At 65.4% G+C, this 13,518-nt stretch carries 11 protein-coding genes; 5 read left to right on the top strand and 6 right to left on the bottom strand.

Going from position 1 to position 13,518, the window contains the following annotated elements; all coding sequences use genetic code 11:
• The coding region (locus E4L98_RS06640) for an MCP four helix bundle domain-containing protein (protein ID WP_229257289.1) at positions 1-586 on the bottom strand (586 nt) is incomplete at its 3' end.
• A gap of 150 nt (positions 587-736) precedes the next feature.
• Here E4L98_RS06640 and E4L98_RS06645 point away from each other — a divergent pair.
• Together E4L98_RS06645 and E4L98_RS06650 are read left to right on the top strand one after the other, a co-directional pair.
• Positions 737-2,137: an L-cystine transporter gene (locus tag E4L98_RS06645; protein WP_135200780.1), complete on the top strand. Its 1,401-nt coding sequence runs from the start codon at positions 737-739 to the stop codon at positions 2,135-2,137.
• Positions 2,138-2,195: 58 nt separating this feature from the next.
• The gene (locus E4L98_RS06650) at positions 2,196-2,450 is read left to right on the top strand and encodes a hypothetical protein (protein WP_167761290.1); all 255 of its coding nucleotides are present in this window, start codon (positions 2,196-2,198) and stop codon (positions 2,448-2,450) included.
• Positions 2,451-2,589: 139 nt separating this feature from the next.
• Here E4L98_RS06650 and E4L98_RS06655 read toward each other — a convergent pair whose 3' ends face one another.
• The 4 genes from E4L98_RS06655 to E4L98_RS06670 all read right to left on the bottom strand — a co-directional run bounded on the left by E4L98_RS06655 (position 2,590) and on the right by E4L98_RS06670 (position 9,261).
• Positions 2,590-4,011, bottom strand: a complete 1,422-nt coding sequence (locus E4L98_RS06655; RefSeq protein WP_135200782.1) for an OmpP1/FadL family transporter — start codon at positions 4,009-4,011, stop codon at positions 2,590-2,592.
• A gap of 220 nt (positions 4,012-4,231) precedes the next feature.
• Complete coding sequence (locus tag E4L98_RS06660; RefSeq protein ID WP_135200783.1) at positions 4,232-7,465, bottom strand: efflux RND transporter permease subunit; 3,234 nt, start codon at positions 7,463-7,465, stop codon at positions 4,232-4,234.
• A gap of 12 nt (positions 7,466-7,477) precedes the next feature.
• On the bottom strand, positions 7,478-8,626 hold the full coding sequence (locus E4L98_RS06665) for an efflux RND transporter periplasmic adaptor subunit (RefSeq protein WP_135200784.1): 1,149 nt from the start codon (positions 8,624-8,626) through the stop codon (positions 7,478-7,480).
• Positions 8,627-8,838: 212 nt separating this feature from the next.
• Entirely contained in the window at positions 8,839-9,261 is a 423-nt protein-coding gene (locus E4L98_RS06670) for a divergent PAP2 family protein (RefSeq protein ID WP_135200785.1), read from the bottom strand.
• Between the two features lie 109 nt (positions 9,262-9,370).
• Here E4L98_RS06670 and E4L98_RS06675 point away from each other — a divergent pair, with 109 nt between their 5' ends.
• The 3 genes from E4L98_RS06675 to E4L98_RS06685 all read left to right on the top strand — a co-directional run bounded on the left by E4L98_RS06675 (position 9,371) and on the right by E4L98_RS06685 (position 11,874).
• Entirely contained in the window at positions 9,371-10,432 is a 1,062-nt protein-coding gene (locus tag E4L98_RS06675; protein WP_135200786.1) for a DUF475 domain-containing protein, read from the top strand.
• 35 nt (positions 10,433-10,467) lie between these two features.
• Complete coding sequence (locus tag E4L98_RS06680) at positions 10,468-10,839, top strand: DUF8785 domain-containing protein (protein ID WP_135200787.1); 372 nt, start codon at positions 10,468-10,470, stop codon at positions 10,837-10,839.
• Positions 10,840-10,911: 72 nt separating this feature from the next.
• Complete coding sequence (locus E4L98_RS06685; protein WP_229257290.1) at positions 10,912-11,874, top strand: hypothetical protein; 963 nt, start codon at positions 10,912-10,914, stop codon at positions 11,872-11,874.
• An 8-nt stretch (positions 11,875-11,882) separates the two neighbouring features.
• Here E4L98_RS06685 and E4L98_RS06690 read toward each other — a convergent pair.
• Positions 11,883-13,518 (bottom strand): coiled-coil domain-containing protein (locus E4L98_RS06690; RefSeq protein WP_135200788.1); only part of this gene is annotated, 1,636 nt, incomplete at its 5' end.

Consider the following 13,518-nt stretch of genomic DNA (forward strand, 5'->3'; position numbering starts at 1 on the left):
GCTGCTGCGCCAGCTGGGCGGCGAGCCCGACTACGCCGCCGAGAGCGCCGGCCGCCGCCGCATCGGCCTGATTGGTCTGCTTTTGCAGCGCCGCGTATTCGTCCATCGCATCCTGCCAGACCTGGGTGGCGGGACCCGACTGCTTCATCAGCACCGCGGTCGCTTCGGCATCCTGATCGGCCAGCGCCAGCTCGAACACCTTGTCGTTCAACGGCCGCGTGACCCTGGCCTGGGCGGCGATGCGTTCGCGGATTTCCAGACCCTTGGGCGTGGCCGGCAAGTGCGCCAGTTGCTCGACGGCCTTGTTATAGGCTTCGCGCGCCTTGCCGACCTTTTCCAGCTCGGCGCGGATCGCGGCAGGTTCGCTGAGCAACACCACGCTGCGCGATACCCGCGCCACGATGTGCACCGAATTGGACATATTGTTCACCAGCTCGGTCTTGAGTGTGTTTTCGTTGACGATGCGTTCCAGCTTGGCATGGATCGTGCTCATGTTGAACACGCCGAGCAGCGCCACCAGCATCAGCAGCACCAGCACCAGGCCAAAACCCAGACTCAACCGGGTACCGACTTTCATGTTCGCCATCAGCTCGCTCCCGCAGATTGTAATCTAACAAATTGTACGCGCACATTTGGAATTCCATATATGAAATTCGCATAGTTATATAGCCAGATATTCGTTTAACTCGTTATAAGCGCGGATAAAATGCACGATCGGTCATAACAAGGACACGTCATGGCACTCAATGTCATCCTCAACCTGCTGGCGGCCCTGGCATTGCTGGGTCTGATGTATGCGCAACAACGCCGGCATGCGTCGTTTTCGGTGCGCGTATTCACCGGCATGGGGCTGGGCGTGATGCTGGGCGCCGCCCTGCAAGCGCTCTACGGCGCCGGCGCGGCCGAGGTGAAGACCACCGGCGACTATCTCGACATCGTCGGCTCCGGCTACGTCAAACTATTGCAGATGATCGTGATGCCGCTGATTATGGTGTCCATCATTTCCGCCATTCTCAAGCTGAAGGGTATCAACGCGCTCGGCAAGATCAGTGCACTGACTATCGGAACGCTGATGGCGACCACCTTGATCGCAGCTGTGATCGGCATCGTCATGGCCAAGACCTTCCATCTGAGCGCGGTCGGCCTGACGGCCTCTGCCGCCGACGTGGCGCGTGGCGTTTATCTGCAGGGCAAGGTCGAGGCGGCGCAGGCGATTTCGCTGCCGAGCATGCTGCTGAGCTTTATCCCCGCCAATCCCTTCCTCGACATGACCGGCGGCCGCAAGACGTCCACCATCGCGGTGGTGATCTTCTCGGTGTTCATCGGCGTTGCCGCTAGCGGCATCCATGGCAAGCAGCCCGAGATCTTTGCCACCTTCGAGCGCTTCATCCAGGTCGCCCATGCCATCGTGATGCGCATCGTTGCCCTGGTGCTGCGGCTGACGCCGTACGGCGTGTTCGCGCTGATGGCGCAGGTGGTGTCGACCTCCAGCTACGCCGACATCCTGCGCCTGGTCGATTTCGTCGCCGCCTCGTACAGCGCGCTGCTGCTGATGTTCGGCGTGCACCTGCTGATCGTCTCCGGGCTGGGCCTGAATCCGCTGCGCTGGACGCGCAAAATTTTGCCGCTGCTGACCTTTGCCTTCACCTCGCGCAGCAGCGCCGGCGCGATTCCGATGAGCGTGCAGACCCAGACCCAGCGCCTGGGCACGCCGGAAGGCATCGCCAACTTTGCCGCCTCGTTCGGCGCCACCATCGGCCAGAACGGCTGCGCCGGCATCTATCCGGCCATGCTGGCGGTGATGATCGCGCCGACCGTCGGCATCGATCCGTTCACGGTGAGCTTCATCGCGCCGCTGCTGGCCATCATCACGCTCGGCTCGGTGGGCGTGGCCGGGGTTGGCGGCGGCGCCACGTTTGCCGCGCTGATCGTGCTGTCGTCGATGAATCTGCCGGTGGCGCTGGCCGGGCTGCTGATCTCGATCGAACCGCTGATCGACATGGGCCGCACCGCGCTCAACGTCAGCGGCTCGGTGACCGCCGGTGCCGTCACCAGCCGCGTGCTGGGCGAAACCGACCGCGCCGTGTTCGACAGCGACGCCGACGCCACCATCGACAGCAGCCGTCAGGCCGCCTGACGGGGAACCGCCGGCAGGCCGGCGCGGTCTAACCGGTTCCCTCCGTATGAAAGGAACCATGATGACTTATACCAAAATCACCCTGGTCGGCGCGGCGCTGTCGGTCGCGCTGCTGGCCGGCTGCAACAAGCGCAATGAGTCCGTCCCCGCGCCGGCGCCCGATGTGACGCCTGCCGCGCCGGCGCCGATGCCGACGCCGACGCCGACGCCCGCACCGGACACCACCACGCCGCCGAGCGGCGGCGCCACAACGCCGACACCGACACCGACACCCGCGCCTGGCCAGGCGCCCACGCCGTCGCCCAGCCAGTAGGGACGAAAAAAAAGGGCCCGCAGGCCCTTTCTGAGTTCCGCCGGCATGTCATTCCCGCGCAGGCGGGAATCCATACACAGCATGCGTTCCGTGCGTCATCCACTCGGCATGGATGCCCGCCTGCGCCGGAATGACCGGCTTAGAACTTGTAGTTGTAGGCGACGCCCAGCAGCTGCAAATGGGTCTGGTACAGGCCGCGGGTGGTTTCGCCGTTGCCGGTGCAGCTGGTCTGCAGCGTGTTGCAGTTGTTGGTGTAGTTGATCTTCGCGTCCTTGAAGTCCAGGAAGCTGTAGGCGAAGTCGATCGACGAGCGCGCGTTCAATTTCCAGTTGGCGCCGACCGAATACTGCATGCGGTCGCTGTCCGGCAATGCCGGGTGGGTCAGCTCGGCGCTCTTGACCGGCGATTCGTCGTAGGCGATACCGGCGCGCAGGGTCAGATTGTCGTTGTAGGCGTAGTTGCCGCCCAGCGAAACGCGCACGGTGTTCTTCCACTGCTGGCGGATCACTTCCGCGCCTTCGCTGGTGCCGGGGAACTGGATGTCCAGGTCGCCCATGCGGTTGTTGCGGGTGAAGGTCACGTCGGCCATGCCGGCCCATTTCTGGTTGAACTGGTGGAAGGCGTTGACCGACAGCGTTTCCGGCGTGCGCAGCGCCACCAGCGCGGCCGAGTTGGCCCTGTGCGAGGCGGCCTGCAGCACCTTGTTCACGATCGGATCGCTGGTGGCGGTCGAGAAGTCCCACACGGTGCTGCCGCGCAGCTGGTGCGAGATCGACGAGCGGTAGGCCACGCCGAAACGGGTGTTTTCATCCAGGGTGTACAGATAGCCCAGGTTGAAGCCCCAGCCCCAGTCCTTGCCGTCGTTCGAACCGTGGCCGTCGGCGGCCGTGCGCAGCAGCGCCGGGTTGCCGCCCAGCGCGGCGATCTGCTTGATCAGCAGCGCGCCCTGGGCCGCGCCGGCGCCGCTCGACAGTGCGGCCACGGTGCCCGGCACGTCGACGGCCTGGCCCAGCTCGGCCTTCATGAATTCGGCGTCGATGCCGAAGCCGAAGGCGTGGTGCTCATTCAGCTTGAACGCCACCGACGGGTTCAGCGTCACCGCTTCCAGCTTGACGTTGGTCAGCGCGTAGCGGCCGGTCCAGCTGTTACCGTAGTTGATCTTGGTGCCGTACGGGACGAACACGCCCAGGCCGGCGGTCCACTGGTCGTTCAGCTTCCTGCTCAGGTACAGCGACGGCGCCGTAACCGAATCCGGCACGTAGTCCTTGGCGGCGGTGCCGCCGGCCGGCTGACCGGTGAAGTGGGTCGAGCCGCTGTCGTTGAAGCTCGAATGCGGCACCACCACGGTGGCGCCCACGCTGAGCTGGGTGCCGTCCAGGCGCGACAGGCCGGCCGGGTTGTAGAAGATGGTCGAGGCGTCGTTGGCCTCGGCGGCGTTGGCGTCGGCCGTGCCCTGGCCAGCGATGCTCTGCGAACCGAAACGGTAGCCGGACGCCTGGGCGCCGGCGCAAACCGCGCTCAGGGCGGCGGCAATGATCAGGGGGAGGTATTTACGCTGCATATGAAGTCTCGCTTTATAGATGGTTTTTTGTCCAGTCGAGCACCGCAGCCTGCGGTTCGGTGCAAGAAGGCCAGCAGCATACTACACAAATGAAATTTCTCAAACGCCGCGACAATAGAGGCTGAACACTAATTAAGACCTTGAAACCGAGCATTTGCTCTGCTTCCTGGACGTAAAAAAGGGCCCGCAGGCCCTTTCTCATGCTTAATTAAAAATACTTTTAAGCAATTTTGCGTTCCTCTTCCGGCGCCGCGGCCGGCGGCTTGGTGTGCTTGCCCAGCAGTTTGCGCACGCCCAGCATCACCATGCGGAACATGAAGCGGATCAGCAGCACGAACAGGATGGTTTCGATCACCAGCGAGAACACCGACAGCACCATGCCGAAGCGGGCCGCGCGGCGCTCCAGTTTGAGCAGCGCGCTGTCTTTCTTGATCTCGATGCTGTCGTAGAAGGTCGGCACCATCAGCAAGGTCAGCAGGGTCGAGGTGATGGTGCCGCCGATGATCGCGATCGCCATCGGGCGGTAGAACTCGCCGCCCTCGCCCAGGCCCAGCGCCACCGGGAACATGCCGGCGATCAGCGCGAAGGTGGTCATCAGGATCGGGCGCAGACGCATGCGGCCGGCGTACATCAGCGCATCCTCGCGGCCAAAGCCCTCTTCCTGGCGCTTGCGCGCGGCGTCCAGCAGCAGGATGGCGTTTTTCGCCACCAGGCCCATCAGCATGATCACGCCGATCAGGCTCATCAGGTTGATGGTGCTGTTGGTGGCCAGCAGGCCCAGCACCACGCCGATCAGCGACAGCGGCAGCGACAGCATCACCGCGATCGGCGCCGTGAAGGAACCGAACTGCATCACCAGGATCAGATACATCAGGCCGACGCCGGCCACCAGCGCGATGCCCATGGCGCCGAACACCTCATTCATGTCCTTGCCGGCGCCGCCCAGCGCCAGGCCGTAGCCGGGCGGGAAGTCGATATCCTTGACCAGTTTCATGGCGTCGGTGGTCACCTCGCCCGGCGAGCGGCCCTCGACGTTGGCGCTGACCGAGATCACGCGCTTGCCATCCTTGTGCTTGATGGTGGACGGGCCCTTGCCCATGGTGACGGCGGCGATCTGGTCCAGCGGCACCATCTGGTTGGTGCCGGTGACGGCGATCGGCAGGCGCTCGATGTTCTCGGCGCCGGTGCGGTCTTCGGGCGCCAGGCGCACCGCCACGTCGCGCGACTCGCCGGTCGGGTCGACCCAGTCGCCGACCTCGATGCCGGCGAAGGCCACCCGCAGCGCCTGCGCCGCGTCGCCGGCCGAAATGCCCATGGAGTTGGCCAGGCCGCGGTTCAGCTCGATCTGCAGCTCGTCTTTCGGGTCCATCTCCGACAGGCCGACGTCGACCGCGCCCGGCACCTTGCGCAGCCGGTCCATGAAGGCGTTGGTGATTTCCATCAGCTTGCGCGAATCGGTGCCGGTGAACTCGATCTGCACCGGCTTGCGGGCGCCATTGCTGAGGTCGTCCAGCACCGTGTATTCGGCGCCGACCAGGCCGGCCAGCTTCTGGCGCAGTTCCTTGGCGATCTCGACGGCGCCACGCTTGCGTTCGGTCTTCTTGCCCAGGTCGACGTAGATGCGGCCGCCGCTGAGGTTGACGTAGCTGTTGGTTTCCTTGGTTTCCTTGATGGAGCGCGCGATCACGGCGGCCTTTTCCAGCTTCAGACGCGAGTATTCGAGCGAGCTGGACGATGGCGTGCGCACGTCGATGGCGATCGTGCCCCAGTCCGACGACGGCACGAAACTGGCGCCGCCGTAGGCCACCTGCAGGTAGATCGCGCCGGCGAAGGTGGCCACCGCGATCACGCCCATCGACAGGCGGTGGTGCAGCGCCCAGGCGATGACGTGGCCGTAGCGGTCGGCCTGGTGGTCGAACCAGTGGTTGAACTTGGCGAAGTATTTCTCGATGCCCTTGCGCGGCGCGTCATGGTGGCCCGGCGGGTCGCCCCAGAACGCCGACAGCATCGGGTCCAGGGTGAACGAGATCAGCAGCGACACCGCCACCGAGCAGGTCACGGTCAGCGCGAACGGGCGGAACCATTCGCCGGTAATGCCCGGCATGAACGCCACCGGAATGAACACCGCCATGATGGAGAAGGTGGTGGCGGCCACCGCCATGCCGATCTCGGCCGTGCCGTTCAGCGCCGCGGTGCGGCGGTCGGCGCCCATCTGCATGTGGCGCACGATGTTTTCCCGCACCACGATGGCGTCGTCGATCAGCACGCCGATCGCCAGCGACAGCCCCAGCAGGGTCATGAAGTTCAGGGTGAAGCCGCACAGCCAGACGCCGATGAAGGCCGCCAGCACCGAGGTCGGCAGCGACAGCGCGGTGATCAGGGTCGAGCGCCACGAGTTCAGGAAGGCGTACACCACGAAGATGGTCAGGCCGGCGCCGAACACCAGCGCCTCGATCACGTTGTTGAGGCTGGACTCGGCGTTTTCGCCGTCATCCTCGGTGACGTCCAACTTGGTGCCGGGCTGCATTTCCTTCTGCATTTCCTTGGCCATCTCGCGGATCTTCTTGGCCACGGTCACGGTCGAGGCGTCGCGCGAGCGGGTGATGGAAATGCCGACGTTGGGTTTGCCGGAACGCACGCTCAGGCTGTTGGTTTCGGCGAAACCGTCGGCGATCGTGGCGACCTGGCCCAGACGGATCAGTTCGTCGCCGTTGCGCTTGACCACCACCGCCTGGAACTCTTCCGGCCGCTCGATGCGGCCGACCAGGCGGATGCTTTTTTCATCCAGCTCGCCGCGCACCTTGCCGACCGGCGCGTTGGTGTTCTGGTTACGCAGCGCGTTGACCACGTCGTTGATCGAGACATTGTACTCGCGCAGCTTTTCCGCTTTCAGCAGCACGCTCAGTTCGCGCTTGAGCGAACCGTCGACGTTGACCGAGGCCACGCCGTCGATGCCGCGGAAGCGGTCGGCCAGCTTGTCTTCGGCCAGGCGCGAAATCTCGGCATGGCTCTGGCTGTTGGACGACAGCGCCAGCTGCATCACCGGCTGCGCCGACGGGTCGATGCGCTGCAGGATGGGTTCGCGCATCTCGGTCGGCAGCTTGTAGCGCACCGCCGCGATGGCGTTGCGGATCTCGTCCGACGCTTCGATCAGGTTCTTGTTGAACGAGAACTTGATGAAGATGCTGGCCGTGCCTTCCGAGGCGGTGCTGTTGGTTTCGGTCACGCCGGTGATCGACTGCAGCGATTTTTCCAGGCGGTTGATGATCTCGCGCTCGACCGTCTCCGGCGAGGCGCCCGGGTACGGGATGTTGACCACGATGAACGGCACTTCGACGTCCGGGTTCTGGTTGACGCGCAGCTTGTTCAGCGCCATCAGGCCCAGGCACATCATGGCCACGATCAGCACGATGGTGGCGATCGGCCGCTTGATACTGAAATCCGAGAGGAACATGGTGGCTATCCTTTATTTGTCGGTCATGGCCGGGGCGGCGGTGGCGGCCGAGGCCACGGCCTTGGGCGCGCTCAGCAGCACTTTCTGGCCATCCTTGAAGCCCGAGGCGGGCACGCGCACCACCATGTCGCCGGCCTGCAGGCCGCTCAGCACCTGCCAGCGGCCGCTGCGCTCATCCTTGGTGCCGATCGTCAGCGGCACCTTGGCCAGGGTGCCGTTCTTGACGCGCCAGACATAATTGTTGTCGCCGGCCTGCACCAGCGCCGACGGCGGGATCATCAGCGAGGAACTGCTCTGCGACTCGATGCGGCCTTCGGCGTACAGGCCGGCCACGCGCGGCTGGCGCGCCTCGGCGAAATCGACCAGCACCTCGACCTGGCGGGTGACGGCGTTGGCGGCCGGGTCGACGCGCTTGACCTTGCCGTTGAACTGTTCGCCCGGATAGCCGTTGACGCGGAACAGCACCGGCTGGCCCACCTTCACCACGCCGATCTTGTCGGCCGAGACCATGCCCTCGAAGCGCATGCTGGCCGGATCGATCACCTTGATCAATTCCTTGCCGACCTGGGCAGTGTCGCCGTTCGACACCTTGCGGTCGCTGACGATGCCGTCGAACGGCGCGCGCACCATGGTGCGGGTCAGCTGCTGGCGCGCCGACACCGAACGCGACTTGGCGGCCGCCAGGTCGCTCTGGGCATTGTTGCGGCGCACTTCGGCGTCCTCCATCGCCATGGTCGAGACCATGCCGGAGGCCAGCAGGGTTTTCTGGCGCTCGTACATGCGCTGGGCCTGGGCCAGCGTCTGCTCGGCGGCGCGGGTGGCTTCCTCGGACGAGGTCAGGCTGTCGCGGATCGAGGTTTCATCCAGGCGCAACAGCACGTCGCCCTTCTTCACCGCCTCGCCGTTTTCCTTCAATACCTGGACCACGATGGCGCCCACCTCGGCGCGCAGGTCGGCGCGGCGCTCGGGCTGGATCGAACCGGTGATGATGGGGCCGGACGCCAGCGCATTCGACTCGATGGTCAGCACATCCTCGGGCGCCATCTGCAGGGCCACTTTCTGCTCTTCCTTACCTGCGGCTTTTTCAGGCTCCTTGGCTGATTTGCCGCATGCGACCAGGGCAGAGGCAATGGCAAGAGCGAGCAGGGTTTTGCGCAACATACAGTTCTCCGAGAAAGGGGTGCCGAAGCTTATAAAAGTTTTTTCCAGACTACAGGGCGCAGAGTATCCGCGAGCAGCCTTGTCAGGTCAATCATAGTGCGACGGACGGCAGTATTTGTGGCTGAAACGCCAAATACGGGGATGAACGGTAAAAAAATCGGGGATGGGCGGGCGGACGCGGACGGTCCGCCGGACAGCGGGCGGACAGGGGCTCAGCCGCGGCCGAACAGGGCAAACACGATGTGGCCCATGGCGATGCCGGTGGCCAGGCCGCCGGCGATCTCGACCAGGGTGTGGCCCATGCGCTCGCGCAACCATTTGTGCCGGCTATCGTTTTCGGCCAGCCGATTGATCGCGGCCGCCTGCTTGCCGACGTGCTGGCGCAGGCTGTTGGCGTCGATGATCACGATGAAGCACAGCGTCACCGCCACGCCGAAGGCCGGGTGGCCGATGCCTTCGCGCAGCGCGATCAGGGTCGCCATGCTGGACACCACGGCGCTGTGGTTGCTGGGAAAACCGCCGTTGCCGACCAGATTGAACGCCCATTTACGCGCCTTGGCGCTGTTGATCAGAAACTTGATCGGCCCCACCGTGATCCAGGTAAGCAGCGGGGTGACGAGGTAAGCGAGGTCCATCGTTATATCCTTAACATTTTTGTGGCGCCATTATGGCAGATGGCCCCCCAGCGGCGGAAGCAAGTAATATAAAATTCAGCCCATTGCTCACCTTTCAACAAAGTCAACCATGCAACACTTCCGGATCTCGTTTGCCGTCACCCTTGTCCTCATGGCCCTGGCCGGCTGGTGGGGCTACGCCCATGGCGGCGCCGCCGCCATGGTGCGGGCGCTGTGGATCGCCGCCGTGCTGGGCATCATGGAAGTCTCGCTGTCGTTCGACAACGCGGTGGTCAACGCCTCCGTGCTGCGCCACTGGAACGAATTCTGGCGCAAGCTGTTCCTGACGGTCGGCATCCTGGTGGCGGTGTTCGGCATGCGCCTGCTGTTCCCGCTGCTGATCGTCGCGGTCGCCACCGGCCTCGGCCTGCTGGACGTCTGGCACATGGCCACCACCACGCCGGACCAGTACGCGCGCTACCTGACCGGCGCCCACGCCCAGGTGGCGGCCTTCGGCGGCGCCTTCCTGCTGCTGGTGTTCCTGAATTTTCTTTTCGACGACCAGAAGGAATTGCACTGGCTGGGCTGGATCGAGGAAAAGCTGGGCCAGCACGGCACCGAGAGCCTGGCCGTGCTGCTGACCCTGGCGGCGGTGTTCGGCTGCATCTCGCTGGTCGGCGCCGACCAACGCTACCAGGTGCTGACGGCCGGCGTGGTGGGCGTCATCGTCTACCTGGCGGTGGGCTGGATCAGCGGCCTGCTGGAAGAGGACCAGCCCGACGAGGACGACGTCGACGTCACCGAGGCCGGCGTGGCGCCGGTGGCGGCCGCCATGGCCAAGGGCAGCATCGGCGGCTTTCTGTACCTGGAAGTGCTGGACGCCTCGTTCAGCTTCGACGGCGTGATCGGCGCGTTCGCCATCACCAGCGACGTGGTGATCATCATGCTGGGGCTGGCGATCGGCGCCATGTTCGTGCGCTCGCTGACCGTGTTCCTGGTGCACAAGGGCACGCTGGACGAATACGTGTATCTGGAGCACGGCGCCCATTACGCGATCGGCATCCTGGCGCTGATCATGCTGGCCAGCGTCCAATACCATATCCCCGAGTGGTTCACCGGCCTGTCGGGCGTGGCCTTCATTGCCGTATCGCTGTGGTCGTCGGTGCGGTACAAGCGCCGTCACGCCGCGTGATAAGATAAACAACAGTACCTAAAGCCAGAGAGACTATGACCACCACCAAACGTATCATCGTGTACAGCTTCGGTTTGCTGATCGCCGCCGCGCTGCTGATGGCCGCCTACACCTGGGCCATGCTGCACATTTCCTATTCCGATGGCGAGCGCGCCGGCTATCTGCAAAAGTTTTCCACCCGCGGCTGGATATGCAAGACCTGGGAAGGCGAAATCCTGCTGACGTCGATGCCGGGCGCCATCCCCGAGAAATTTGAGTTCAGTGTACGCGATGAAAAAGTGGCCGGCGACCTGACCGCGGCCACCGGCAAACGGGTGATCCTGACTTACGCCCAGCATAAAGGTGTGCCGACCCAGTGCTTTGGCGAAACTGAGTATTACATCACCAAGGTGGTCGTGCAGCCTTAACGACTTGCAAGGCGTCCTACGGGTTTCACTTATTTCCGGTAAACTCAGTGTTTTGCCAGAAATAAAACCGCAATGAAACGTCTAACCTTGGGCATGGCCGCGCTGGCGGCAGCGGTCGCCGCCGGCGCGCAGGCGCAGGAGCTGACCGGTTACGCCGGCGCGCTGCGCGTCGATGAAACCCGCGAAACCACCTTCACCGGCGTCGTCTCGTACTCCCAGTCGGTCAACCAGCACGTCGCGGCCAGCCTGATGTACCAGAATGAAGGCCATCCGGACGACCATCACCGCGACGGTGTCGGCGCGCAGGCGTGGCTGCGCAGCGGCTACAACCAGCCGGGCTGGTCGTTTGCGGCGGGCGTCGGCGCCTATTACTATTTCGACACCACCGAGCTGCACAGCGCGGGCCCGGCCAAGTACACCAATGACCACGGCTGGGCGCCGATCGGCAGCCTGCAGGCCACCTACCACCTGCCGGACAGCCGCTGGTACGGCCAGGCGATGCTCAACTACATCGCCCCGACCGGCGGCAAGAACGCCACCACCTCACTGCTGCTGGGGGTGGGTTACCAGTTCGACGGCATCCGCGGCGACAAGCTGCACATCGACGACGCCAACATCGACCAGGCCGTCACCGTGATGGCGGGCCAGGGCATCACCAACAGCCTGGATTCCGAGCGTTCACCGATCAGCGCGATCGAATACCGGCGCGCGGTGGGGCGCTATGTCGACTGGACCGTGACCGCCATCAACGAGGGCGACAGCCCGCAGAGCAAGCGTAACGGCGTTGCCACCCAGCTGTGGCTGATCCGTTCGATCACGCCGAAGACTGAAATCGGCATGGGCGCCGGCATGTACTTCAACGGCAAGGTGCCGGATGGGGAAGGCCAGCGCTCGCACAAGGCCGGCTTGGTCAGCATTGGCGGGCGCTACCACATCACCCGCCGCATCGCCGCGCAAGCGCTGTGGAACCGCGTGATCAGCGACTACCACCGCGACGCCGACCTGTTCCTGCTGGGCGTCGGCTACAGCTTTTAAAGTCGGGGTCAGCGGGCGCGCCAGACGGCTTTGCCGGCTTCGGCCGGCTGGCTCAGGCGCGCGGCTTCCTTGCGCGCGCGGGCGTCGTCCAGGGTGGCCACGCCCGATTCCGCGGCCTGCTGGGCCTCGGCGGCGATGACTTTGGCTTGCACCGCCGCCAGCACCTGTTGCGCCGCGCCGTAGCGGCGGCTTTCCAGCGCCAGCAGTTTTTGCTTGGCCGCGAGCAGCGCGGCGGTGGTGTCGGCCACCTTGCGCTGCATCGCGGCGTGCGCCTGGGCGGTTTCCAGCAGCGCTTGTTGGGCGGCGACTTTTTCGGCCACGGCCGCGGCCGCCGCCTGCTCGGCCGCTTCGCGTTGGCGCATCAGGTCGGCTTCGGACTGCTCCTGCGCGGCACGCTGGCGGGCGCTGGCGGCGACATTGCGCTCGGCCTCGAGGCGGCCCGCGATCGCTTGCGAGGCGCGCACTTCGGAGGCGTTGGTGATGCGCTGCTGGGTCAGCTTCTGGTCGATCAATGCCAGCGACTGGCGTTCGGTCTCGATGAAGTCGCGTTCGGCTTGCAGCAGCGCGGCGGCCTGCCCGGCCTTTTGCTGTTCGACACGGGCGCGCTCGCTGTGGACTTCGCTCAGTTCGACCGCCAGCCGCGCCTGCGCTTCCAGCGCCTGGGCGGCGATGGCTTTTTGTTCGGCTTCGGCCGTGACCTGCTCGGCCATCAGCCGCGCCGCGTCCGCCTCGCGGCTGGCGGCGTCGGCCAGCGCCTGCTCGGCTGCGCGCTGCTGGCGCAGCGCCTCGGTCTGGGCCTGTTCGGCGGCGACACGCTGGCGCGCGGCGGCGCTGGCCAGCTGTTCGGCTTCCAGTTTTTCCTTCAGTGCGGCGATGGCGTGCTGCTCCGCGACGGCGCGCTCCTGCTCGGCCTGCAGTAGCGCGGCGGCGTGGCCGGCCTTGTCGCGGGCGACGGCGTCGGCCGCGCGCTGGGCTTCGACCTGTTGTGCCAGCAGCGCGACTTCCTGCTGCTCGGCGGCATTGCGGCTGGCGAGCAGTTCGGCAGCGGCGCGCGACTGCGCTTCACGCTCGGCCGCCAGGGCGGTGGCGCGTTGCTGTTCCAGGCTGTCGGCGCGGGCGGCATCGGCGGCCGCCGCGTCGGCGGCCTTGCGCAGTTTGGCCTGCTCCAGCGCTTGCGTTTCGGCCTCGACCTTGGCGTGGGTCGCCAGTTCGGCTTCTTCCTCGGCGTGCACGCGCGCCAGCGCGACGGCGCGCAACTGGCTGTCGGCCTCGATGCGGGCTTCGGTGGCGCTGATGATGCGGGCGTCGGCCTCGCGCCGCGCCTGGGCACTGGCGGCCGCCACTTGTTCCAGACGCTCGCGGTGAATCGCGGCGTCGCGGATTTCCTTTTCGGTCTGCAGGCGCAGGCGCAGCGATTGCGCCGCGCTGTGTTCGGACTCGGCCTTGGCCAAGGCGATCTGTTCGCGCTCCTGTTCCAGGTGGGCCAGCGCGCGCGCCTCTTCCAGCGCGCGCACTTCGGCGGCGGCGCGGTTGAAGGCCGATTCCAGCGCGATCTGGTCGGCGCGTTCGCGCTGCTTGGTCAGCTCCAGCGCCTCGGCCTCGGCCTCGGCCAGTTGCTGGGCGGTCTGGCGGGCGGCGGCGGCG

The sequence above is a fragment of the Duganella callida genome (genome assembly GCF_004614165.1).
Taxonomy (GTDB): domain Bacteria; phylum Pseudomonadota; class Gammaproteobacteria; order Burkholderiales; family Burkholderiaceae_D; genus Rugamonas; species Rugamonas callida.